Here is a 22523-nt window from a genome sequence, read left to right on the forward strand (position 1 = left end):
AAGGCCGACCATGCATTAGCATTTAACCCGGACCACTCGATGGGGTCAGCTCATCCCCAAATCCCGAGGATGCGCGCCGGATGCCCCAAGGCCGCGGACAGATGCGCCAGTGCCAGCCGTCCAAGTCTATGGAACACGGCCAATAGATTTTGGGGATGCCCGCAAACCGTGTTGGCTGTGCAGACTAAACGCCTGATATGAGGACATCGACAGCTTTCGTAACGAGATCGCCTTGATCTGCGACCGTTCCGTTTCTGCGCAAACTCGTCCGTCGAACAGCCGCAATCAGCCTTGTGGCAAGGACCAGACGCTTGCCGTCATGCTGGAGTGCGGGGTTTAGATGCCGAACCGCAGGGTAGTCGGGAAGAAGCGGGATGACGACGACCGCAGGATCAGGCGGTAGAAGTTCGCTTTCGACGACGACCATGAGAACACCATTGTATTCCGCGACATCGAAACGGCTCAACTCTTCCACGAAGATCCTCCGGGGGCCGCGATGATGTCAGCCAGAGGGTGCCCGTTTCGCTCATGCCAGTCCGACTGGGCACTGAACGCATCCGCATTTTCGGCAAGCCATTTCTCGCGTCTTGCGGCGGCGACGGCCTTGATCAATGCCGCCTCGGCGACGGCAGAGACATTGACTCCAAGCGCCTTTGCATGGTCGAGCGCTTCAGCATCAAGGGTCAGAGAGGTCTTGCGCCGGATTTGAGATACCATCCAATCATACTCCCCTTTTATACCTCTATTTTATACCGCCGCCGCCCTGACACAACACCGCGAATGCTGACACGTCAAGTCAGCCAACACGGTATGCGGACATCACCTAAATTTCTTGCACCGGTTCGTACTCGGCTCCCATCCTGAAACAAACCAACCCATTTCCTCTGCATCTTGCTCAGCTTGAGCACTACAAGAAATGGACAAATACTGATGACCAAACATGAACCCAGCCTGTCAGCTACGCGCCCAAACCACATGATCGTCCCCGTGTCCTTCCACGGCTTTCCCACCGATTTCTCGCGCAGCTTGGTGCCTCTGACCCGGGCGATGCCGGGCGACATGGTCGTGATGGTCAGCACCTACACCGAAAACCTGTGCACCCCCCATGACGGAAGATACAGGCTCGAGAGCTTCTGGGTGCAGACCGAGAACAACCTTTCCAGGTTGCGCTTCGAGGAACTGTCCGGCAATCAATCTGATCGGGCCGCCGAACTGATCGGGCGTGAGCTGTTCCTGGGACCGGATCCGACTCTCTTCTTACAAGACGACGGCAAGACGTCTGGATCGCGCTCGGTCACCATTCTGCATTTCGCGGATTGCATCCTGCGGGTCGACGACGACTTGCTCTTTGGCCGCTCAACCGTCCCACTGCCGATCCGGGTCAGAATGTCTCCGGCGCAAACACTCATCGGAGCCAACGACCTGCGCTGGCGGTTGCGGTCCTACCTGACACTGCTATCCGACATGACTGATTGGAAGTTACCCAAAGGTCAAACGTGGGAAGCCCAGACCCCGGACGTTGCCCTGCTTCTCTCCAAGGAGGCCGGCGCCAGGTATCAGGTGTCGGACTGCGAGTAGGATCAGATCAACGTCCGTTGCCAGCATTCTGCCTTCGGGCCCGCCAGGCGCCGCCAACAGCTCCGGCTGTTTGGGGCTGGTGCGGCGCAAGAAGGCAGGTCTCAACGAGCCAAGAAATCCCCTTGGCCACCCCAACACTTTGAAACAAATTCAAAAAACGAGATGAACGTGGTTTCAATGCTGGCGCCGGCTCGCTATGAAACAGACCTCGGCATGCTGAAGTTATGCTTCACGATCCCGGTTCCTATCAAGAATGGCTGCCATGCTTGTCCTCCCCTTCCACTATACCTGGGCCCTGCCCATCCACGCCCGCAAGGAAGCGACCGACCTGAAGGACCAGCTCGATCATGTCAGCGACGTCTTGCTTGCGAACATGGGTCAGAAGCGGGTCGTCTCCGCCTTTGCAGCGATGGAACTGGCACCCAATGGCAATGTCTCCGAATTCACCCTTCAGATAGACGACACCCCCACTGGCAAGGTTCGGAAGACCATTTTTGATTTCTCGAGCTGGGACGCCGCACATGCCAGCGCGCTCGGCGCCGCACATGAGGTGTGGGCCGATCATGTGATCGAGCACCGCTTCGCGCAGGGACGCGAACTGGCGGCGCTCACCGAAGACCAACTTGATGCGCTGATTGATAGAATTGAGCCTGCCGGCGTTCCGCTCAACCACGAGAGCGAACGGCATTTGTTCCTCCTGCCGCGGATGGCATGGATGGAACGTAATCTTCGCTTGGAACACCCGAGCAAGCACACCCTGCTTGACGCCGTCCGGGCAGCGGCGCCCCTGCGCGACATGTTGGACAGGGAAGTCACGCAGGCTTTGACTTGGGCACAAACCGCATCCGTCCGCGCGCTCGATCTATCGGTATGGCCTCAGGCTGACCAGTTGGGCCACGACGAGAAGGTGGTGATTGCTTACCGGCAAACCCGCTGGGAGGAGGCTTGCCGAGCAGACCGGTCCGTGTCGGGTCTCGACACCAAGACGACCCTACTTGCCTCCGGATCGTCTCCGACCTGACACACTATTGACGCGCCCAGTGCCGATCAGGGCTCGATCGGCACATGTGCCGTCATCAACGAACCCCAAACAAGACGACAGGACTACCCATGGGTCTCGACATCGACATCTTCGCCGCGGACGGCGAGCCGCTGGTCAGCTTTTGCAATCACCACAGGTTGCTGCGCTACCTTGTGAGTCCGACGGACGATACGCCGGACTTCTTTCTCGATGCCTATGACATCAGAGATGTGCTGGATGAGATCGAAGAAGACATGAAGCATAAAGGTCTGGCGCCTGTGAGCCTCCATGATGGAGACACGTCTTCGCTGGATGACATCCTGGAGACCTTGCCAGTCGGGTTCTGCAGCGACGAACCCGAGGACGGAAATGCCGCCCTGGTCCACTACCAAACCCTGTTCACGCGCCTTCAGTCCATCGCGAAAGAAAACGACTACGTGCGATGCGGCTGGTCCGCCTGAGCGCGGACCGCCGGAGGTGGGGGTGGTCCGACCCGACCAATCTCGGATCACGCGGTTCGGGAACCTGAAAGAACGTAAGGTCCAAGACATCGGCCTTTGGCCCTACATTGCGTTAGCGACCCGATCCTGAACGACCGAATAGAGACTTGATCGAAGCAAAGGGACGTCGTCCGGCAAACCGGTGTTCGATCGCCAGGCCAGCAACAGCCAGGTCAGGTGTCGCAACTCAAACCTTCTCCGAAGATCGGACGGTGACCGCCAGCGGCGCCTAAGGCGCCGCCCATGGTCTCCTGGGCCACGCGCTGGGGCACTTTCTTGCGAGGCCGAGACGGCGATCCCCGGACCGCGGAACAAGCACGAACGCAGCGAACTCAACTGGATCATGTCGGGCCGCCCCTCTCGCGCACGGTGACGGCGTCGACCCGAAACGGGAGGTCGACGCCATCTGCTCAGGCCCGCGCCGCGATCAGATCCCACATCCTGCGAAGGTTCGTGCCTCGCTGCGCCTGGGCCTTGCCGGCAAGGTCCCGCGCCAGCTTGGGATCATGACGCGAGACCAGCACCAGCAGCTCGGCCAGGGCACGGCGTGCGAATAAACTGCCCCCGCGATCGGTCAGACTGAGACCGCCGTCCACGGCGGCATAGCCCTGGCAGGCGGTGTTCAGCGTGACGAGATCGCCGACGGCCTGCTCGATTACGGAGGTGCGGAGCGCCCGATGCGGTGCCCGGCTGCAATCCGCGAGCCAGGCGCGCAGGCGGTCGCACCAGGCCCCCTCCTGCGCATGGGCCCCGAGGATGTTTTCGACGGCGCACTCGGCCCGCCGGCCAAAGTCTGCGAGGTCTTCCCTGACGGTTATGTCGAACATGGTCTTTTCCTTTTGCAGTTGCTTGCTGCGCCCAGGCCGCCGTGTCGGCTGTTTGCGCGGGCGCCACGCGACCTGCCCGCGCAAACGGACCGGCAACGGCACCTCGCCCCCTGCTCTCAGAGCTTGGACACCAGCTGCCCATTGCGCCGCCGCCGCTGACCCTTTGAGGGAGTGATGCCTCTTCGCTCCGCCTGGAGACGCCCTGCCTCGCTGTCCCAGGAGCTACGGATCAGCTGCATCAAGTTGCCCTGACGCTGAGCCAGGTCCTCGGTCAGCCGTCCGAGGATCGGGGTACCCTCTGCATTCGTCTCGAACCGCGGGTCGGTCCGGGTCACGCGCACGCGCCGCGCCAAGACGAACCGGCTGGGTCGGGAGAGACCGCAGTCGGCGAACTCGGCCGTCACCCGGATTTCCAGGCCGGCATTGGCGCGTTGCTGCGACGTCGTGCAGTAGCCAAGCAACAGCTCAGCCTGTGTCGCTTCAAGTACAAGGCTGGGCCGGGCATAGGGCGAGATGCCCTCACGGTAGGGATAACGGAAAGCGACAATATCACCGGGTCGGACATCTGAGATCAGAGGCATGGAAGTCTTCCTGTGTTCGGGCATCGGCACGATCCGATGCGGTGGCTAGGACACACCGCAGCGGATCGCGCTCATGCCCGTTGGGCCCCTCGTGCGCGCAGCACCCCGCAACTCTTCAACGGCCCCCAAACCACCCCGGCCCGATGGATGGCATCGGCCTCGCTTTCCGCGAGCACGAAGGCTGTTTCCTTGCGCGCGTACGCAGCGTCCCGATGGATCACCAAGCGATAGAGTTTGTGCAGAACGGTCTGTGGCAGGCCGGCGAGTAGGTCGCCCGGCCGAGTTCGATTGCGCCGCAGGTAGGATTTCGCGGTATCGAGGGTTGGAAAGAGAGATTGCGCATCGTCTGTGAAACCCACCGCCGAGAACCTCAGGCCGCCCTGCGTGAGCAACGCATCAATCAGCGCCGCTTCATGCCGGCGCGGGCAAAGATCTTGCCACCGGACCAGCCGATCAACAGGCAGACCGGGGATCGGCAGGCTACATCCGAGGATCACCCGCTTGCGGGTCTCGGACCGCGCAAGGCGCAAACGTTCGACCAGTTGCCGGGTCGCAAGCTCCCGTGTCTGCAGCTGGACCCGCCGGATCAGCGGATCGGGATGGCACGGGACCTTCACGGCCCAGGCGCTGCCATCCCGCATCTCATAAGCCGTCTCGACCTCGGGCATGCGCAAGGCGCCGTCTGCCCCGGGGTGCAGGAGCTGCAGGTCGAGCCCATCCCGGTCCCCCCACAGTGCGCGCCCATAATCTTCGAGCGCGGTTGCCGGTAGCTCCTCGCGACCGATCACGATGGCCGTCCCGCAATCACGGTACCGGTTCGACCCGAGCGCCCGCCCTCCGAACCAAAGCCAGTGGGCCCCGTGCAGTTCGGTGGTGAGCATGATCTCGGAAATCTCTTCGTCGGTTTTCCCGGAGAAATCGACACCGGCATCTCTAAAGAAGGCCAGGACCACTTTCCGGCTTGCCCCCACCAGCACCCCGCCGCCGTGGCTTTCCCGGTCCGTCAGAACTTCTCGACGGATGACCCAACGCCAGGCTTCTCGCAATTCCGTCCCGTCGAGAAGACTGCCATGGGTCATGCGACGGTCGTGAACCTGCACAACCTCCGCATTCGGTCGCAGCACCATCCGGGTGGTTTGCTGGAGATCGCAGCCGAGCGCCGTCAGGATGTCCGGATCGGCATCTGCATCCAGCAGCAACATCGGCTCGCGATGAAGCAGATCGCGCTTGCGGCAAAGGCGCAGCCTGGGCCCGTCCCGGCCTCCGATCATGCGTAACCGTTCGACGCTGGAACGCTCGGCCGATTTTGCCTCGGCAAGACATGTCCAGAGCGCCGAGAACCAGGAGACGTAGCGCACGTTGCGTTCAGCTTTGGTCAGGAGAGCGCTCTGGAGCCCCTCCGCCTGATCCGGGACCACCTTAGGATCTGGGGCATGCGAGCGACGCTCGAGCTCCGCGAACCGCAGGTAATCCTGCGCGGAATAGGGCAGCGACATGGGCGAGCCGCCCTCTGCGAGGACATCGACCACGGCGCGCGCCGCTACAAGCAGATCGGCATGGCGCGCCACCAGCGCTTGCCGCATCTCGCCCTTAGGCGTCATGTGTCGTAGGAATGTCCGCGGCAGCAGGAAATCCGCCGCCGAGAAGGTCGAGATGATAAGCTGCTGGGACCAGAAGGTCTCGTCAATTACCCGGAGCGCGAAGGTTGCCCCGGTCGGATCGGGAAAGCCGAGATAGCTTGTCGCCAGGTAGCGATGCGCCTCCTCCCCCGGCTTGGAGAACTGGCGCATGTAGGCACAGCTTTCGAAATAGGCGCAACGGCACTCGGGGTTCGCCGAAGAGGCGCAGAAGCTCTCTCGAATATTTAGGCCCAATCGAAGCGCGCGCTCGACGAGATCGGATTTGACGCACATGGTCTGGTCCGGATCCTCCGCCGAGGGATCACGTGCAGAGCGCCCCCGGACCAGCTCGGTGTGTGTCCCCAGTTTTGCCGCATGTGCCGCGGCCTCCTCCGTGAGGTCCAATGTTGGGGCATGATAGGCGATGCTCTCTTCGCCCGCCCGTTGGGCAAGCAGCTCGCGTGCGACCCGGCTCTTGCCTGCACCCGGACTTGCCGCGATCGCTGCTGCCGGCACGGGCTCACCCTCCTCCACGACCGGTTGTGCCTCAAGGAGATCAAACGCATGCGAGAGCGAAACACGGAGGCGTTGATCGGCGTCAGCTAGCGGCGTGAAGAGCGTGGCCGGCGCAGGCGCCATCGCGCGAAAAGCCCCCTGCCCTGCAAAGCGTCCCGCGACGTCTCGAAGCGGCGTGTTCCCTGTCATGATCGATACCTCCATGTGTCTTCGCAGGAGGTCGGTCGATCAAAGTGCGGGAGGTAATCTCTTTCACATGAAAGGTGTCACGCCGGTTATAGGATACTATAAGCCGCGCGACACCAAAGCTGGTGCTGAGCATCATGATCAAAGGCCGATAGCTGGTCATGCCGGCCTGGAAGCCAGTGCCCCGCATGTGAGAGAGGCGCCCCTCTTTGGCCCGGCCGTCATTCCGCCCATGGACTGGAAATGCGGATTGTCGGGCGAGGGGACCGGAGGCGCCCTGCTATCCGTAATGCTTTTTCCTCAACGGGCGCGCCACATGTCCAACGATAGCTGGCGTTGCCTCGGAAAGGGATGATACGCGCCCTGTCGCGGCCACACGGCTGGCCACCATGGCATCGATAAGCTCACCTGCGCGACGTCGCAGGGCCGATGCGTTCAAACCCGCACTCCTGGCGATCTCATCACAGTGCCGGGCTGCGACATCCACCGGCTTGCGCCGCTTCCCGCCGATCTTCTGGGCATGGTGCAGCAGTCAGAGCGGCCAATCATGGCGCTTCTGTCAGTAAACCTGACAGTAGCCGGAGAATGCGAAGGAATGGCCCGCAAGTCCACCCGGCCCCGAAGCTCTTGAAAATCAATTTTAATCAATTACTTAAACTAAATATTATTCCTGCAGAATACCGAGTTTGTGCGATGTCACCCAAAGTCGAGTTGACCCCCGAAGTCTTGGCTGCCGTCCAGCGCAACATGGACGCATATAGCAAACTCGAGGGCGATGCCCTCACGGTCGCTTGCTGGCTCGACGCGAATTTTTTCGCACAAATCACCAGACTCGACGTTCTTAAACACGGAGCGACCGCGGACAATGCCATCTCGTATGTATCATTGCAGCTTGCCGAACCATCGTATTCGTCACCGGCACATGGCATGGCCAGCACCTGCTTCGAAGCGCTTGGATGGGCGCTCAAACCGACCTACGGCCCTGCACACTTGATCACGGTTCACCCACGGTCGGCCTATGCCTCGGCGCATGCTCGGCTTGCTGCGATCACTCGCGTGCAGCGCGCGCTCGATCGAGGAAAGAACAGTCAGGGAACAGATCGAGGCCTGCAATCACCTGACCGCAATCTTGGAGAGCCTTGCCCCAACGCGAAACAAGACGCCGGATGATACAGACCATGATCGAGACATTCGTCATCCTGGATTTCGAAGCCTCCAGTCTCTCGGCCGAGAGTTGGCCCATCGAGGTCGGCCTTTCCTGGCTCGAAGGCCAAGAGGTACGGACCTGGTCAAGTTTGATCCGCCCTGCCCCGGACTGGCCTCTTTCGGATTGGTCCGCGCAGAGCGCAGCAGTCCACGGCATTCCTCTGGACCGGATCGAACACGCTCCCTCGGCCGCCGAGGTTGCCAAAGAGTTCTTGAACATCGTTGCCGCTCGCACCCTTGTTTCGGACGCGCCAGCGTTCGAAGCGCGGTGGCTTTCCCGACTGCTGCAGACCGCCGGACACGGGCAACAGCCAGCCATTGAAGACTATGACGCGGTAACCTTCGCGCTGTTCTCGGGGCTGGCGCTCGACATGGTCTACGAAGCGCTGGCTCGTCGTCCTGCTCCACACCGCGCGGGGCCGGATAGCGCCAGGCTCGCGCAGGGCTGGAAACACGGGCTCAGAAAAGCCGCCGCGATTAAGTGAGGTCGCGCTGCAAAGTTCAGCTCGGCGCTAAATCAGCCTGCACAAGGGAAGAGATGGAACGCGGCGCAAGAAATTCGATCAATTCGCCTTTGGACCGCAGAACGATCGACCGATCTCCTGTTCAGCGTCTGGCACGCGGCCGAACGCTGAAATCAAAGGAAAACCCATGAGTTTGATGATCCCTTCCCTTGTATCTGACATCCCCCAAACACCGACCGGAAGTCCTCCGGCAGACCGTTCGTCACTTTGCGAAATTCGTGGGTTCCAGGATGGCGCGACCAGAATGCTCGTCCATCGTGATCTCGAAGGTGATTCCAACGCGCTCCTTGCGGCGCACCTCGAGACAGAGTTCGGGAGCGCCCGGCTCAATATCGACAATCAGACCACCAGCTGGTCGATCCATCGCAGATGGAACGACAACAGTCGCGCGACAGCAGATGACGCGGCCAGGGCAGAGGCCTTTGCCAATGAGGTTCTTCGCGCGCTTCGAGTCGCCGTTGATCAGTTTCCCGCCAAGGCTGGCCTTTTCATGAATGAGTATCACTTCGACGCCGATGGCCTGGAGGTGATAAGAAACCACCTGCCCGGCGCTCTCACTGTTAATCCGTGGATCAACAGTCGATTTGGCGATCTACTGCTTCTCGTCGCGCAAGCACTGGCTCAAGTCCGAGCGGGGCACCAGTCCAGTCTCGACGCCGCGGCACGCCTCAAGCGGCTGAAGCAACAGATCGATGCGCTGCCTGATGGCACGTTTCTGCTCTGCCAATGGGACATCGCGCGGTCGGCAACGATCATCAACCGTCCCGGTCGGAGGACAAAGCGGAGCTTGCACACGAGGGGCCCCTTCCTTGATCGCGTGACCGATCTGACCAAGCGTGAGGTCCATCGCAACTGGTATATTCCAACTCCCGAGCTCATCGTCATGCTCCCCAAGGGAATGGTGTCGGCGCATCGGCGCCTGGAACTTTTGCGCCAGGCAGAGTGCCTTGCAGAGATTGCCCCAGACTTGGTCGCCTCTCCTGAGGTCGTCGCAGATATCTCTAGACAGGTACAAGGTGTCATGTACCGTATGTCTGGTAGTCGGGCTTAGGGAGATGAAGTTTTGGGACCTGCCAGAGACGATCAGGCGCCCGCTCTCTATCAGCGAGGTGGCGGCGGCTGCGGGTGTCGAACGCGAGCTCGTGTCGGTTCTGCTTGATAAGGGTATCCTCCCCAGCTCGTCGGTCGCCGCGCCTCCAGGGGCCGGAGATCGAGAGCGTCCGCTTTTGAAACCGGAAGCTTGCGCGCTTGTGATTGCTTACGCCGCCCTGGGCGGCACCGCTACACCCGAGACGCGCTCGCGCGTATTTCACACCATTTGCTCGATATTCAGGGGCGATAGCGGAGAATGCACGCTGACCGCTTGCCCTCCGCACATTGATCTTACGGGCTTTGTGCAGGGCGCGCTGGAAGGCCTTGCAGCGCTGGAGAAGGCGGAAGCGAGTGTTTCGTCGGACCCCGATGTTCGTGGTGGCGCGACAGTGATGCGGGGGACCCGCATCACTGTCGACGAAGCCGCAGACCTGGCGAATGGCGAAACACTCGAGACGATCCTCGCGGATTTCCCGACATTGACGGCAGAGAGCATTGAAGATGCGATCCTCTACGCGAAGGCCAATCCTGTTGATGGCGGACAAAGAAAGAATTCCAGACAGCCTCGCGATCTGCGCCTGGTTTTCTCGACGCGCGTCACCCTGATAGATCTATGATCCCGCCAAACTGCGCTTCACACGGCGGTGCACCGCCCGACCGCCTCGCCGACATCGCAATATTTCTCGCGGCAGTACAACGATCTCGCTATGCTGCTTGAACACTGACGAAGGAAAGGCTGCCGCCATTGTTTCGAGCAGCTCGATCAGGTCGCCAAGCCCAAGGCAACGTTCTTCCGGTCCGGATGGGCCAGCTGCAGCATGGCCGAGCCTGGGACGCTGCAGCTCCTTCCGAACGAGGCGCGCATGAAGGATCTGCGCGCCGACGATCGAGTCATGGCGCCGATGATGTTTGACGAGAATCCCGCGTCCTTCGTTGAGATACTTGCGAAGATCACGGTGCTACAAGAAACGATCAACGCGTAGCACGAAACCAGCTCGGATGAGGAATCCGCGTTCGCTCCGCGGGAAGTCTGCTGTAGCGCCAGTCGAGCCGCGGCCTCAGGAAATGCTACGACACAGCGCAAAGCGATCCTCGCCAGCGGGAAACTACCGGAAAGGCCGGGCTGAGCAGGAACAGGCCCCACCACTCTGTCAGCCAAGTCCGCAGGCTGAGCTTGGCACCTTTAGGATCCTGCGGGGTTAGAGATAAAACACATTATTTACAAGTAGTTGAAAGTTTTTCTCGGATTTCCATTTCCGTCCGAACGCGGTCGAACCGCTCTTATCTTCAAGCGCAACAACTTGAAGGCAAGGTACCATGACCCGCCCCAAAACGACACCCACCAGCGGCACTGAAACCCGACTGGACATGATCGCGAAAAACCTCCCGTCGAGCTTCCCCGTTCTGACGGAGGATGGAGCGGTCCTGAGCCTCAGCAGCGACGGAACGGAGGTCTTGGCACATTGCCAGATCCAGTTGTCGCATCCGACAGCGCGTGAGATCGCAATCGCTCAATCTGGGACGCTCCAGATCGGTCACATCCGTGTGGTGTCTGGCTCAGCCACCTGTGCCGTATTTCTCTTCAAATTCGGAACAACCATAGTCGAGGCACCGTTCGCGCTCGGCCTCGAAAGAGCCGAGACCCAAGAACACCTTCTTCAAGCCCTCGATCACGTCGACGATCTCACGCTTCGTCGAACCTGGGGAATGACTGTCGAGCTTGTCGACCGCAACACCAACACGTCCCGATCGGTCCGGCTGGTCGGTCTGTCACCTGCGTTCTGGCGCAGCCTTGCCGGGACTCTCAGGGACTCGCGTCACACGACTGCCGCGCGTCATGACGAGATGCTGCGCCGTCTCTACACGCGCTACCCTGACCCGGCACTGTTGTTTCGCAAGGCGACCAACGTCGAAACATTCTCGCGCTGAAACGACCGGTTCCATTCCGAAATAGCTCGCGGTCGCTTTCAGCGAACCAACCTTTGACACCTCGCGCGTGTCTCAGGACACCCTCAAAAGAAAGACCCCCCATGATCTCATCCATGACCCCGCCCGTGGCTCTTGTCCCCGAACTGACTTCTTTGCCATGGCTGAACTCCGTATCAGATCAACTCGGCGATCCTACCACGCATTGCGAAGAGCTCGTAGGAGTCGATATCGGCCACGTCGACGTGCCCGGCCTTACTGCATCGGAGGTCTGTGCAGGCTTCGTGATGCGAAACTGCGATCTTCAGGCGGCCACGATGCTGTTTACGCAACGGGAGGAAGGATCTTTCTCAGGCATCCAGAAGACCGTTGGAGCCAACATCGTTCCTTCGCGAATGACCCATTGGGCTCTTGGCTCAAAACGCCCCCAGATCAACACGCTGATCTTCCGAACATTTACGCTGGCCTACTCCTTCGACTTTGGCTTGCCGGCAGCCGAAATTCCCACGTCCTTTCGAACGCGCCTCGTCTTGCACGACGCACGCCGCAAACGGGCGAAGATCGGCGTCGGGAGGCGTCACGTAGCATGGACCGTTCCAGAGCCACAAACCGGCGCCCAGCAGGGAAAGCTGAGCCCGCCTATGCAGCAAAGAGCCGTGCCGTGTACGAACAGGTCCACCGAGCAACGTCTAGCGATTTTCGAGGTCACGTCACTCAGGAGCGGCAGACCCAGCGCTGGGAGAATTGGGCGCCTGTCTCACTTGTTCGCCCGGTACAGTTCTCCCTGAGCCGCAGCCACCGCTCCGCCCGGCTCGAACCGCCGGCGCAGGGCGACCCACAGAAGCGCCATGACCCCGATCGAGACATAGCCATCCGCAGCGTAATGGTACCCGCTCCAGATCGACAGAAGAAGGATCGTCCCGCAGAGCAGCGCCGCCGGGAAGGCGAGCAGCGCCGAGCGCTCGCCGCAATAGAGCGCCACCACCGTCGCGACCGAGACATGCACCGAGGCAAAGGCAGAGATCCCGGTCCCGAAGCTTTTGCGCCCCGCCGAGGACATCTGCCAAAGATAGTCCTGCAGCGCGCCCAGAGGCGTGCTTTCGACGCCCGCAAAACGGTGTGTCAGCGTCAGCAATCCGAACCGGTTGCTGTCATAAAACCGATCGAAGAAGACGGGGCCAACCGACATTCCCCCCAGTGCGATCAGGTTGCCGATGACGACCCAGCTTGCGCAATACAGCAGGAAGTAGCGCGTCACCCGCGCCTCGTCATCGTCGCAGGCCACCAGGATCACCGGGAACAGGAAGGCCGCGATGAGCCAGGGTCCGTGGTACAGCGGCGCGAGGCTCAGCATGGTGTCCGGACCCAGGAGCCGGTTGATCACCGCCCAGGGGTCCGCACCGGCGTGCAGCCAGGTGTCGAAGCGCGCCAGATAGGGATCTGCATAGTAAGGGACGATCGCGGGCATCGTGGTCTTGAACAAGGTGAACCCGAGATGCAGTGCGAGAACGGCGGCAAGCACGAGCCCGACATTTCCAACGGCCAGGCGCACTGCCTTGCCCCGCCGCACCTCAGCCCACACAGCCCAGACCGGCACCAGGATCGCGATGAGGCCGATATACCACGCCACGACGGCGGGTTCCGCGGTCGCCGTGCCAAACATGTCGGCAAGGACCTCGTCGCGAAACACCACCGCGATCAGGAACGCAAAAACCGCATAGCCGAGGCCAAAAGCGAAGAATGTCAGTGAAGCAACCATGATTTCGCTCCGTGGGAGAGTCGGCGAAGGGCCGGCAATATCAACTCGTGAAAATTCGGTCGTCTGGCAGTCTGATCATGGCCTTTGAGGCCGGTGACGGCCGCCGCGGCACCCGCGCGGATTGCGGAAGAGGCGGGACGCGGCGGCATCGTCTGATCTCTCAGATAGCCTCACCGCGCCATTGGGCAATTCGCAACGCGGAGCGAGGGGCGCACAGCCACGCGACGCGCTCATCGCAACGCCAGTTTGCACCGGTCCGAGATGTTTTCACAGCCTCTGGTGTTCGGGTGGGCCGGCCAGACCGAGCCGCGGCGCGCCCCGCGTCTTGCCTGACGCGCTCTCGCGCGACCCCAGCGGGACGCGTCATCCGGCGCGCGGACCCTCTGACAGCTTGGTTCCGGGACGTGCACACCCATGCACCCCGACGCCTTTGACACTGCCCTGCCCCGCAGTCCGCAGCGGAACGCGCGCGCCTGTTTCCAGCGGCGGCGCCCCTAGCCCCACATCTGGCGCATCTTCGCCGCCACGTCGATCTGCCCCGGCGCCGGGCGCGGCGCGCCCTGCCCGACCTGCGGCGCCCAGTGCAGGGTCTCGAACCGGTCGAGCATGGATTTCTCGATGAACCGGGTGCGCATGGCATAGACATGCCGGTCGCCGTTGCGGGTCTGGCTGGTGACGTAGAAGCGCAGCGGCACACCCAGCGTCAGGTGGTCCTTGGCCCGCGTCATGGCGACGTAGAGCAGCCGCCGCTCCTCCTCCAGCTCGTGGGTGGAGCCGGTGCCGAGATCGGAGGGGATGCAGCCATCGACCGCGTTCAGCAGATAGACCGATTTCCACTCCTGCCCCTTGGCCGAGTGGATGGTCGACAGGATCAGGTAATCCTCGTCCTTCAGCGGCACGCCCGACTTGTCGCTGGTGGCGTCCGGCGGATCGAGGGTCAGCTCGGTCAGGAAGGCCTCGGCATTGGGGTAGCCGGTGGCGATCTGCTCGAGCTGCATGAGATCGGCCCGGCGCGCCTCGGCATCCTCGTGCATGCGCTCGAGATGCGGCTCGTACCAGGCCCGCGCATTCCCCAGCGCCGCCGGCCAGTCCGCCTTGGCGCGCATCGCCTGCACGAAGCCCGGCCAGTCGGCCCCGGCGCGCGGCGGCGGTGCGACGTCCTCGAGCGCGGCCAGTGGATCGGGCGCGAGATCGAGCGCGTCGAGCACCTGCCCCGCCGCCTTCGGCCCGATGCCGGGAATAAGCTGAAGCACCCGGAACCCCGCCACCCGGTCGCGCGGGTTGCGCACCAGCCGCAGGAAGGCCAGCAGGTCCTTCACATGGGCGCTGTCGAGGAACTTGAGCCCGCCGAACTTCACGTAAGGCACGTTGCGCCGGGTCAGCTCGGCCTCGAGCTGCACCGAGTGACTGGAAGTACGAAACAGCACCGCCTGCTCCTTGAGCCTGGTGCCGGTCTCGCGGTCCTCGAGGATGCGGTCGACGAAATAGCGCGCCTGATCGCCCTCGGTCGCCACCGTCACGAGGCGCGGCTTCTCGGTCGAGGCGCGCTCGGTCCAGAGATCCTTGGTGAAGCGCTCCTTCGCCTGCCCGATCACCGCGTTGGCAGCCGAAAGGATCGGTTGGGTGGAGCGGTAGTTGCGATCCAGCGTGATGACATCCGCCGGCGGCTGGAAGCCGGTCGGGAAGTCGAGGATGTTGCGCACCGTGGCGGCACGGAAGGCATAGATCGACTGCGCGTCGTCGCCCACCACCGTGAGCCCGCGCCCGTCGGGCTTCAGCGCCATCAGGATGCGCGCCTGCAGGCGGTTGGTGTCTTGGTACTCGTCGATAAGTACGTGATCCCAGGCCCCGCCGATATGGGCGGCAAAGCCCTCGTCCGACATCACCTGCGCCCAGGCCAGCAGCAGGTCGTCGTAATCGAGCACGTTCTGCTCCTGCTTGGCGCCGACATAGGCGCCGAAGAGCTGCTTCAACTCTGCCTGCCACGGGCTGCACCACGGGAAATGGTCGCGCAGCACCTCGTCGAGCGGATCGCCCGAATTCACCGCCCGGGAATAGATCGCGAGGCAGGTGCCCTTGGCCGGAAACCGCGCCTTGGCCTGCGAGAAGCCCAGCCCGTTGCGGCAGAGGTTCATCAGGTCGGCGCTGTCCTCGCGGTCATGGATCGAGAACTCGGGATGCAGACCGATGGCTAGGGCGTGCTCGCGCAGGATGCGGGCGCCAATGCCGTGGAAGGTGCCGGCCCAGGTCAGCGCCTCGGCGGCGACACCGCTGCCCATCGCCTGCTCGGTGATCCGCGCAACCCGGCGGGTGAGCTCAGTGGCGGCGCGGCGCGAGAAGGTCATCAGAAGGATGCGCTGCGGATCGGCGCCGTTGACCAGCAGATGCGCCACCCGGTGCGCCAGCGTGTTGGTCTTGCCCGAGCCCGCCCCGGCGATCACCAGAAGCGGCGGCGCGACGGCATCGCGGGCCACGCCGAACTCGACCGCGGCGCGCTGGTTGTCGTTCAGTTTGTCGAGATAGCCTGCCTCTGCCATGCGCCTCTCCCCTTATTGAGTCACCGGGGCCCTTACGGTTTCGCGAGAGGATAGCGCGGCAGGAACATAAAGGGAACTTCAATGTCTCGCGCAGGCCTCAGCGCGCGAAGGCGGCCTCGCGGCAGCCCAGCACCAACACGAGGTCGGCGGGCGCGATCTCGATCTGCAGCCCGCGCCGTCCGCCATTGATGAGGATCGTGGCAAAGCGCCGCGCCGCCTGGTCGAGCACCACCGGCACCCGCTTACGCTGACCCAGAGGGCTGACGCCGCCGACCTTGTAGCCGGTCATGCGCTCTGCCGTCTCGGGTGTCATCATGCGGGCCGACTTGCCGCCCATGGCGGCGGCGAGCGCCTTCATGTCGACCTCGGCATCGGAGGGCAGGACCACGCAGAGCGGCGCGCCGTCGAGCTCGACCATCAGCGTCTTGAACACCCGCTCCGGCGCCACGCCCATGGCCTCGGCCGCCTGCAGCCCGACGCGCGCGGCGCCCGGGTCATACGCGTATTCCGCCAGCTCATAGGCGATGCCGGCCTTGCTCAGCGCCTGCGTCGCGGGGGTGCCCTTGGCCATGCTTTGCCTCCTGCTGATGCCCCGTTGAACCATGGCTTTGCGGCGGACGCCAGCCATGCCGGGCCGCGACGGGTGACCGGCGACCCGCGCGCTGTTAGGCTCGATGGCAAACGATCCTAACAGGGAGAGACTGCCATGACCCGCTTCAGCCTGATGCTCATGCTCGCGCTGAGCGCGACGCCATCGCTCGCGCAGGAGGCGGCGGACGCCGTCGCCCCCGAGGCCGCAACCGAGAGTGCCGCCGCCTTTGCCGGGCTATCCGACGCCGCCCGCGCGGCTCTTGACGCCAAGGCGGCGGGGACGCCCACCGAAGCGCAGAACTGGATGATCGCCGCCGCCAACCCGCTCGCGGTCGAGGCCGGTGCCCGCGTGTTGCGCGAGGGCGGCAGCGCCGCCGACGCCATGGTCGCGGTGCAGGCGGTTCTGGGATTGGTCGAGCCGCAATCCTCCGGGCTCGGCGGCGGCGCCTTCCTCGTCTGGTACGATGCCGAGAGCGGCGCGCTGACCACGCTCGACGGGCGCGAAACCGCGCCGCTGGCCGCCGATCCGCGCCAGTTCCAGAACGAGGCCGGCGAACCTCTGGGATTCTTCGACGCGGTGGTCGGAGGGGTCTCGGTGGGCACGCCGGGCACGCCGAAGCTGATGGAGGAGGCGCATCGCCGCTGGGGCCGCGCCAATTGGCCGGGGCTCTTCGGCGAGGCCATCGCGCTGGCCGAGGAAGGCTTCACCGTCTCGCCCCGGCTGGCCGAGCTGGTGGAAGACGACGCCGAGCGTCTGCAGCGTTTCCCCGACACCGCCGCCTATTTCTTCCCCGAAGGTCAGGCTATTGCCGCCGGCGACACGCTCGCCAATGCCGACTACGCCGAGACCCTGCGCCTGATCGCCGAGGGCGGCGCGCAGGCCTTCTACACCGGCGCGATCGCCGAGGAGATCGTCGCCACAGTGCGCACGGCGGAGGGCAATCCGGGCCGGCTCTCGACCGCCGATCTGGCGCTCTACCGCGTGGTCGAGCGCCCCGCCGTCTGCGCGACCTACCGCGCCCATGAGGTCTGCGGCATGGGCCCGCCCTCCTCGGGCGCGCTCACCGTCGGGCAGATCCTCGGCATGCTCGATCGCTACGACCTCGCCGCCCTCGGCCCCGACAGCGCCGAGGCGTGGCGGCTGATCGGCGATGCCTCGCGGCTCGCCTTCGCCGACCGCGGCCGCTACATGGCCGACACCGATTTTGTCCCGGTCCCGGTCAAAGGTCTCGTAGCGCCGGATTATCTCGCCTCGCGCGCCGAGCTGCTCTCGGGCGACGACGCGCTGCCCGAGGTCGCGCCGGGCCAGCCCGAGTGGGACCACGCCATGCGCCTCGCCGACGACGAGAGCATCGAGTTCCCCTCGACCTCGCATATCTCCATCGTCGATGCGGACGGTAACGCGCTGTCGATGACCACCACCATCGAGAACGGTTTCGGCTCCCGGTTGATGGCGGGAGGATTCCTGCTCAACAACGAACTGACCGATTTTTCCTTCCGCAGCCACAGCGACGGCGTGCCGATTGCCAACCGCATCGAGCCCGGCAAGCGCCCGCGCTCGTCGATGGCGCCGACCATCGTGATGTCGGATGGCGCGCCTTCGCTGGTGATCGGCAGCCCCGGCGGCAGCCGCATCATCGGCTATGTGGCGCAGGCGATCATCGCCCATGTCGACTGGGGCATGGATGTGCAGCAGGCCGTTACCATGCCGCATCTGGTCAACCGCTTCGGAAGCTACGATCTCGAGGAAGGCTCGACCGCGGCCGCGCTCGAGGCGCCTCTGACCGGGCTGGGCTACGAGGTGAACGTTCGCGGGCTGAATTCCGGCCTGCACGCCATCGCCGTGGGCGAAAGCCTGAAGGGCGGCGCAGATCCGCGCCGCGAGGGCATCGCGCTAGGGGAGTGAGGCCGAGATCCACCGCAGAGCCCGCGCCATCACGCCCGGATCCGGTGGCTGATGTCAGGGCCGGCGCGGGTGTCACCGGAGCGCGATAGCCCGACCAGGCTCACCGCGCAGACCGAGATACGCGCTGGTGGCGGAGCATCGCGGGCGGTTCTTCGCTCTAGCGACAGGCCGTTGCCGTGGCACAAAGGTCTTCAATGCGCGCGACCGCGGCCAAGCCCGGCCCGCCCTGCCGGGGCGCGTCGACGATGGACGACGGCAAGAATGAGGGCATAAAGGCGTCAAGGGCAGGCGGGTTTGCTCAACGCCACCCGCGCGCGATTGCACATTGTCGTCAATCCCCCCAAGGTGGCGCTCGTCATCACCCGAACCGGCTCCGCTTCGCTGGCGCAGCGGTCGGGGTCTCGCACAGGAAGGATCGCGCCATGTCACAGGTCATGAGTTGGGAGGAATGGTTCAGCCACGATGGCGTGGCCCTCGCAGAGCGGCTGCGCCGCAAGGACGTGACCGCAGCCGAGCTTGCCGCCCAAGCGGTCGCCGGGATTGCCGGCGTCAACGAGGCGGTGTGCGGCGTGATCGAGACCTTCGACGATGCGGTGGCCGATCCCGCTGCCAACGGCGCCAACCCCGAAGGGGCCTTCGCGGGCCTGCCCTTCCTTCTCAAGGATCTCGGGCCGACGATGGCCGGGCGGCTTCAGGAGCAGGGCTCGCTCTTCATGCAGGGCAACCGGCCCGAGGCGGACTCGTTTCTGGTGACCAAGATGAAGGGGGCAGGCCTCAACATCATCGGGCGCAGCACCACGCCGGAATTCGGCTGCTGCTCGTCGGCGGAAAACCCGGCGGTCTACATCACCCGCAACCCGTGGGACACCGACTTCACCAGCTGCGGCTCCTCCGCCGGCTCGGCGGTGATGGTCGGCGCGGGCGTGCTGCCGCTCGCCCATGGCACCGACGGTGGCGGCTCGATCCGCATCCCCGCCGGCACCTGCGGCGCGATCGGGCTCAAGTCTTCGCGCGGCACGTTTTCCATCGCCCCCTACGGCTCGGATTTCACCTCCGTCGTCTCGACCCAGGGCTGCATCAGCCGGACCGTGCGCGACACCGCCACCTTCGTCGATGCCTGTCGCGGCGGCGCGCCGGGCGAGTTCATGCCCTACTGGCATCCCGACATGCCCTTCGCCGAGCAGATCACCCGCGATCCCAAGCCCCTGCGCATTGCCGTCTCGCATGAATGGGGGCCCTACCGCGCCACGCCGCACATCGCCGCGGAACTCGAGAAGGCGGCGAAGCTGCTCGAAGGCCTGGGGCACCATGTCGAATGGCAGAGCCCGAAGGTGGATTTCGCCCGCGCCTACGCGGCGCAGACCACCTGCTACATCACCAACTTTGCCCAGACCGTGGACGCGCTGCTGAAGTCCCGTGGCCTTGAGACGCCGCCCGACGCGCTGATCGAGCCGATGAACATCCGGATCTGGGAACAGGGCATCAACGCAAGCTACAGTGAACGCGCCCAGATGCAGCTCGACTTCAACGAGACGGCCCGCGCCTTCGGCGCTTTCCACGAGGCGTGGGACATCATCCTGACGCCGGTCACGGCGCGGGAAACCCCGCCCATCGGCACCACCGAGTATCTCACCACCACCGACACCGCCTCCGCGCTCGACTGGTTCGAGAATCTCTGGGGCTTCTTCGCCTACACCCCGCTGAACAATCTCTGCGGCACCCCGGCGATCTCTTTGCCGATGGGGCGCCACGCCAACGGGCTGCCGCTCGGGATCCAGGCGCAGGCGGCGCAGGGCGCGGACGGGCTGCTGCTGCAGCTCGCGGCGCAGGTCGAGCGGGCGGTAGAGGGTCGGTGGTTCGGAGGCGACCTGCCCGCCGTGCACGTCACCCGGCTCTGATACCGCCGATGCCGCTCCTCAGGGCGGCGCTCCGGCTTTCGAAGCCTCAGGCGCTGCGCGTCCTTCCACGGCGCGCTCACGGAAAAGCGCCGCGCTAGGCCTCCCCCGCGTCCTGCTGCTCGACCCATTGCATCAGCCGCGCGCCTTCTCTCTGGTCGTGCTCCCAGGCCGCGCGCGCCGCGGCTTCGGGATCGCGCGCGCGAAGGGCCGCGATCAGCGGCGCGTGCTGCGCTATGATATCCTCCGGCCCCGACGCCACGTGATCGTTGCTGGTGGCGATGAAGAGCCGCACCTGTTGCTCGACGAGCCGGTATTGCGCGGCCAGCCGCTTGTGGCCCGCGCTGTCGACGATGGCGCGATGCAGCGCGAAATCCGCATCGTTCATCCGCCGCCGATCCTCGCTGGCGCAGGCGTCTTCCAGCGCGACGAAGGCCGCTTCGAGGCTCGCCCGAACCTCGGGCTCCTCACGGCCCGCGGCAAGGCGCGAGGCGAGGCTTTCGAGGCTGCCGCGCAGGGTCCAGAGCTCCCAGACATCCTCGGCGCTGAGCGACGCGACCTCCCAGCCGGTATAGGGGATCTGCACCACGATGCCTTCGACCGCGAGGCGCTGAAGCCCCATCCGCACGGTCGAGCGGGCCACGCCGAGCTGTTCGGCCAGCGCATTCTCGGTGAGCCTGCCGCCGGGCGAGACATCGCCAGAGAGGATGAAATCGCGAAGATGCTCGGTCACCAGAGCTTCGGTGGATTGCCGTTGCACCGGGCGAAGCTTGTTGATGCTCATCGTCGTCCTCCCCTCGGGGCCGCCACCGGCCCCGCCCCCGCCGCGATCAGCCCGTGGGCGTCGCGATGCTCACCCGCTCCCCGCGGGCCTCGATCGCCTCTGCAGCCTCCAGCACCACATCCTCGCGATAACGCGCGGAAACGAGCTGAATTCCGAATGGCGTGCCGTCCTCCGTCGATCCCGTCGCGAGGCAAAGCGACGGCATTCCCCCGACCGGCAAGCCGATCATCGCCATCTGAGACGTCCAGACGCGCTGATAGTCGGCCTCCCCTTTCAGGTCAAGATTGTCGGCAAACGGCAATTCCGCCGAGGGCGGCAGCAGGACGACCGGGTAGCGCTCGAGGAACTCGGCCCAGTCCCGCGCGATGCCGACCCGCGCGATCAGCGCCCGCGAAAAGGCGTCCTTGTCGATGCTCCTGGCGAAATCGCGCTTGCCGGCCAGCGCGGCGATGGCGCCGGGGTCGCCCTCCGTCTCGGCAGCGGCGACCTGCGCCTCGTAGCCGTCGCCCATCCAGAGCGTCAGCTGCACCGCCACCGCGTCGGCGATGGGCGGCAGGCTGTCAAGCTCGTCGACCTGCCAGCCGGCATCGCGCAGCTTCTCTGCCGCGTCGAGCAGCGCCGCCTGCAGCTCGGGGGCGGTGTCCATGCCATCGGGCCGCAGGCAGAGCGCTGCGCGCCGGGCCACCGCAGGCCCTGTCAGCGGCACCGGCACCGACCACGGATCGCGGGGATCGGGCCCCGCCATCACCTCGAAGCCGAGCCGCAGATCCGCCACCGTCCGCGCCAGCGGCCCCGAGACCGCCATCAGCTGGGCACCGACCGGACGATCGGGGCTTGAGGCGTTGTAGGCCGGCACCCGCCCGAGGCTCGGGCGCAGGCCGTGAATGCCGCAGGCATAGGCCGGGTAGCGGATCGAGCCGGCGATGTCGGTGCCATGCGCGATGGCGCCGATCCCCGCCGCCGCCGCGGCCCCTGCCCCGCCCGAGGAGCCGCCCGGCGTCAGAGCCCGGTTGCGCGGGTTGTAGGTGTGCCCGTGGACGAGATTGTTGGTGAACCAACGGTAGCCGAAACAGGGCATGTTGGTGCGCCCCAGAGGCAGCGCGCCCGCGCGCAGCATGTTGGCCACGAAGGGGCTGTCTTTTGTCGCGATCAACCCGGCCTGCGATGTCAGGCCGTTGGTTGTCGCATAGCCGGCCTGATCGGCGTTGACCTTGACGGTCACCGGCACCCCGGCCAGAGGCCCCGGGTCCTCGCCCGCCGCGACCATCTTGTCGACCCGCGCGGCGGCGGCGAGCACCTCGTCGGGACGATACTCGACCACGGCATTGATCGCCGGGTTCACCGCCTCGAGGCGCTCGAGCGCGGCGGCGGCGACTTCGGTCGCGCTGACCGCCCCGCTGCGCACAAGCGCCGCGATCTGGGTTGCGGGAAGGCTCCAGAGCGGATCGGTCGGGGTCATGTGTCAGTCTTTCCTG

At 64.5% G+C, this 22523-nt stretch carries 20 protein-coding genes; 10 read left to right on the top strand and 10 right to left on the bottom strand.

Annotated elements, in window-relative coordinates:
- Positions 1 to 184: 184 nt before the first annotated feature.
- Complete coding sequence (locus AC6RA4_RS09960) at positions 185 to 475, bottom strand: CcdB family protein (RefSeq protein WP_500159875.1); 291 nt, start codon at positions 473 to 475, stop codon at positions 185 to 187.
- Entirely contained in the window at positions 463 to 717 is a 255-nt protein-coding gene (locus tag AC6RA4_RS09965; RefSeq protein WP_500159877.1) for a type II toxin-antitoxin system CcdA family antitoxin, read from the bottom strand. Before AC6RA4_RS09965 ends, AC6RA4_RS09960 begins: the two co-directional genes overlap by 13 nt.
- A 213-nt stretch (positions 718 to 930) precedes the next feature.
- Between AC6RA4_RS09965 and AC6RA4_RS09970 the strand changes: the two genes are divergently transcribed.
- The 3 genes from AC6RA4_RS09970 to AC6RA4_RS09980 all read left to right on the top strand — a co-directional run bounded on the left by AC6RA4_RS09970 (position 931) and on the right by AC6RA4_RS09980 (position 3060).
- Positions 931 to 1578 (top strand): hypothetical protein, encoded by a 648-nt coding sequence (locus AC6RA4_RS09970; RefSeq protein ID WP_500159879.1) that lies wholly within the window; start codon positions 931 to 933, stop codon positions 1576 to 1578.
- Positions 1579 to 1840: 262 nt separating this feature from the next.
- Entirely contained in the window at positions 1841 to 2599 is a 759-nt protein-coding gene (locus tag AC6RA4_RS09975) for a hypothetical protein (protein WP_500159881.1), read from the top strand.
- Positions 2600 to 2688: 89 nt separating this feature from the next.
- Positions 2689 to 3060 carry a hypothetical protein gene (locus tag AC6RA4_RS09980; protein WP_500159883.1) on the top strand — a complete coding sequence of 124 codons (372 nt, stop codon included), beginning with the start codon at positions 2689 to 2691 and terminating at the stop codon, positions 3058 to 3060.
- 449 nt (positions 3061 to 3509) lie between these two features.
- Here the strand turns inward: AC6RA4_RS09980 and AC6RA4_RS09985 are convergent, their stop codons facing one another.
- The 3 genes from AC6RA4_RS09985 to AC6RA4_RS09995 form a co-directional block, all read right to left on the bottom strand.
- Positions 3510 to 3926, bottom strand: coding sequence for a hypothetical protein (locus tag AC6RA4_RS09985; RefSeq protein ID WP_500159884.1), 417 nt, complete (start codon positions 3924 to 3926; stop codon positions 3510 to 3512).
- Positions 3927 to 4042: 116 nt separating this feature from the next.
- Positions 4043 to 4507 (bottom strand): hypothetical protein, encoded by a 465-nt coding sequence (locus AC6RA4_RS09990; protein ID WP_500159886.1) that lies wholly within the window; start codon positions 4505 to 4507, stop codon positions 4043 to 4045.
- A gap of 71 nt (positions 4508 to 4578) precedes the next feature.
- Positions 4579 to 6831: a hypothetical protein gene (locus AC6RA4_RS09995; RefSeq protein ID WP_500159888.1), complete on the bottom strand. Its 2253-nt coding sequence runs from the start codon at positions 6829 to 6831 to the stop codon at positions 4579 to 4581.
- Positions 6832 to 7455: 624 nt separating this feature from the next.
- Between AC6RA4_RS09995 and AC6RA4_RS10000 the strand changes: the two genes are divergently transcribed.
- The 5 genes from AC6RA4_RS10000 to AC6RA4_RS10020 all read left to right on the top strand — a co-directional run bounded on the left by AC6RA4_RS10000 (position 7456) and on the right by AC6RA4_RS10020 (position 11579).
- The gene (locus tag AC6RA4_RS10000; protein WP_500159890.1) at positions 7456 to 7998 is read left to right on the top strand and encodes a hypothetical protein; all 543 of its coding nucleotides are present in this window, start codon (positions 7456 to 7458) and stop codon (positions 7996 to 7998) included.
- Positions 7999 to 8006: 8 nt separating this feature from the next.
- Positions 8007 to 8519, top strand: a complete 513-nt coding sequence (locus tag AC6RA4_RS10005) for a 3'-5' exonuclease (protein WP_500159892.1) — start codon at positions 8007 to 8009, stop codon at positions 8517 to 8519.
- 166 nt (positions 8520 to 8685) lie between these two features.
- Positions 8686 to 9609, top strand: coding sequence for a hypothetical protein (locus tag AC6RA4_RS10010; protein ID WP_500159894.1), 924 nt, complete (start codon positions 8686 to 8688; stop codon positions 9607 to 9609).
- Positions 9610 to 9613: 4 nt separating this feature from the next.
- Positions 9614 to 10267, top strand: a complete 654-nt coding sequence (locus AC6RA4_RS10015) for a DUF433 domain-containing protein (protein ID WP_500159896.1) — start codon at positions 9614 to 9616, stop codon at positions 10265 to 10267.
- A 700-nt stretch (positions 10268 to 10967) separates the two neighbouring features.
- Positions 10968 to 11579 carry a hypothetical protein gene (locus tag AC6RA4_RS10020; RefSeq protein WP_500159898.1) on the top strand — a complete coding sequence of 204 codons (612 nt, stop codon included), beginning with the start codon at positions 10968 to 10970 and terminating at the stop codon, positions 11577 to 11579.
- Positions 11580 to 12333: 754 nt separating this feature from the next.
- Here AC6RA4_RS10020 and AC6RA4_RS10025 read toward each other — a convergent pair.
- The 3 genes from AC6RA4_RS10025 to ybaK form a co-directional block, all read right to left on the bottom strand.
- Positions 12334 to 13335: a phosphatase PAP2 family protein gene (locus tag AC6RA4_RS10025; RefSeq protein ID WP_500159900.1), complete on the bottom strand. Its 1002-nt coding sequence runs from the start codon at positions 13333 to 13335 to the stop codon at positions 12334 to 12336.
- Positions 13336 to 13829: 494 nt separating this feature from the next.
- Positions 13830 to 15872 (bottom strand): ATP-dependent helicase, encoded by a 2043-nt coding sequence (locus AC6RA4_RS10030; protein WP_500159902.1) that lies wholly within the window; start codon positions 15870 to 15872, stop codon positions 13830 to 13832.
- Between the two features lie 97 nt (positions 15873 to 15969).
- Entirely contained in the window at positions 15970 to 16443 is a 474-nt protein-coding gene (gene ybaK, locus AC6RA4_RS10035) for a Cys-tRNA(Pro) deacylase (RefSeq protein ID WP_500159904.1), read from the bottom strand.
- Between the two features lie 135 nt (positions 16444 to 16578).
- Here ybaK and ggt point away from each other — a divergent pair, with 135 nt between their 5' ends.
- Together ggt and AC6RA4_RS10045 are read left to right on the top strand one after the other, a co-directional pair.
- A complete protein-coding gene (gene ggt / locus AC6RA4_RS10040; protein WP_500159906.1) occupies positions 16579 to 18369 on the top strand; it encodes a gamma-glutamyltransferase in 1791 nt (596 codons plus the stop codon).
- Positions 18370 to 18791: 422 nt separating this feature from the next.
- A complete protein-coding gene (locus AC6RA4_RS10045; protein ID WP_500159908.1) occupies positions 18792 to 20267 on the top strand; it encodes an amidase in 1476 nt (491 codons plus the stop codon).
- 94 nt (positions 20268 to 20361) lie between these two features.
- Here AC6RA4_RS10045 and AC6RA4_RS10050 read toward each other — a convergent pair whose 3' ends face one another.
- Positions 20362 to 21048 (bottom strand): GntR family transcriptional regulator, encoded by a 687-nt coding sequence (locus tag AC6RA4_RS10050; protein ID WP_500159910.1) that lies wholly within the window; start codon positions 21046 to 21048, stop codon positions 20362 to 20364.
- A 46-nt stretch (positions 21049 to 21094) separates the two neighbouring features.
- On the bottom strand, positions 21095 to 22507 hold the full coding sequence (locus AC6RA4_RS10055) for an amidase family protein (protein ID WP_500159912.1): 1413 nt from the start codon (positions 22505 to 22507) through the stop codon (positions 21095 to 21097).
- Positions 22508 to 22523: the final 16 nt, after the last annotated feature.

The sequence above is a fragment of the Salipiger sp. genome (assembly GCF_059781815.1).

Excerpts from the sequence above, each read along its gene's own strand:
- AC6RA4_RS09965 (WP_500159877.1), bottom strand. The coding sequence starts at position 717 with ATGGTATCTCAAATCCGGCGCAAGACCTCTCTGACCCTTGATGCTGAA.
- AC6RA4_RS09970 (WP_500159879.1), top strand. The coding sequence starts at position 931 with ATGACCAAACATGAACCCAGCCTGTCAGCTACGCGCCCAAACCACATG.
- AC6RA4_RS09975 (WP_500159881.1), top strand. The coding sequence starts at position 1,841 with ATGCTTGTCCTCCCCTTCCACTATACCTGGGCCCTGCCCATCCACGCC.
- AC6RA4_RS09980 (WP_500159883.1), top strand. The coding sequence starts at position 2,689 with ATGGGTCTCGACATCGACATCTTCGCCGCGGACGGCGAGCCGCTGGTC.
- AC6RA4_RS09985 (WP_500159884.1), bottom strand. The coding sequence starts at position 3,926 with ATGTTCGACATAACCGTCAGGGAAGACCTCGCAGACTTTGGCCGGCGG.
- AC6RA4_RS09990 (WP_500159886.1), bottom strand. The coding sequence starts at position 4,507 with ATGCCTCTGATCTCAGATGTCCGACCCGGTGATATTGTCGCTTTCCGT.
- AC6RA4_RS09995 (WP_500159888.1), bottom strand. The coding sequence starts at position 6,831 with ATGACAGGGAACACGCCGCTTCGAGACGTCGCGGGACGCTTTGCAGGG.
- AC6RA4_RS10005 (WP_500159892.1), top strand. The coding sequence starts at position 8,007 with ATGATCGAGACATTCGTCATCCTGGATTTCGAAGCCTCCAGTCTCTCG.
- AC6RA4_RS10010 (WP_500159894.1), top strand. The coding sequence starts at position 8,686 with ATGAGTTTGATGATCCCTTCCCTTGTATCTGACATCCCCCAAACACCG.
- AC6RA4_RS10015 (WP_500159896.1), top strand. The coding sequence starts at position 9,614 with ATGAAGTTTTGGGACCTGCCAGAGACGATCAGGCGCCCGCTCTCTATC.
- AC6RA4_RS10020 (WP_500159898.1), top strand. The coding sequence starts at position 10,968 with ATGACCCGCCCCAAAACGACACCCACCAGCGGCACTGAAACCCGACTG.
- AC6RA4_RS10025 (WP_500159900.1), bottom strand. The coding sequence starts at position 13,335 with ATGGTTGCTTCACTGACATTCTTCGCTTTTGGCCTCGGCTATGCGGTT.
- AC6RA4_RS10030 (WP_500159902.1), bottom strand. The coding sequence starts at position 15,872 with ATGGCAGAGGCAGGCTATCTCGACAAACTGAACGACAACCAGCGCGCC.
- ybaK (WP_500159904.1), bottom strand. The coding sequence starts at position 16,443 with ATGGCCAAGGGCACCCCCGCGACGCAGGCGCTGAGCAAGGCCGGCATC.
- ggt (WP_500159906.1), top strand. The coding sequence starts at position 16,579 with ATGACCCGCTTCAGCCTGATGCTCATGCTCGCGCTGAGCGCGACGCCA.
- AC6RA4_RS10045 (WP_500159908.1), top strand. The coding sequence starts at position 18,792 with ATGTCACAGGTCATGAGTTGGGAGGAATGGTTCAGCCACGATGGCGTG.
- AC6RA4_RS10050 (WP_500159910.1), bottom strand. The coding sequence starts at position 21,048 with ATGAGCATCAACAAGCTTCGCCCGGTGCAACGGCAATCCACCGAAGCT.
- AC6RA4_RS10055 (WP_500159912.1), bottom strand. The coding sequence starts at position 22,507 with ATGACCCCGACCGATCCGCTCTGGAGCCTTCCCGCAACCCAGATCGCG.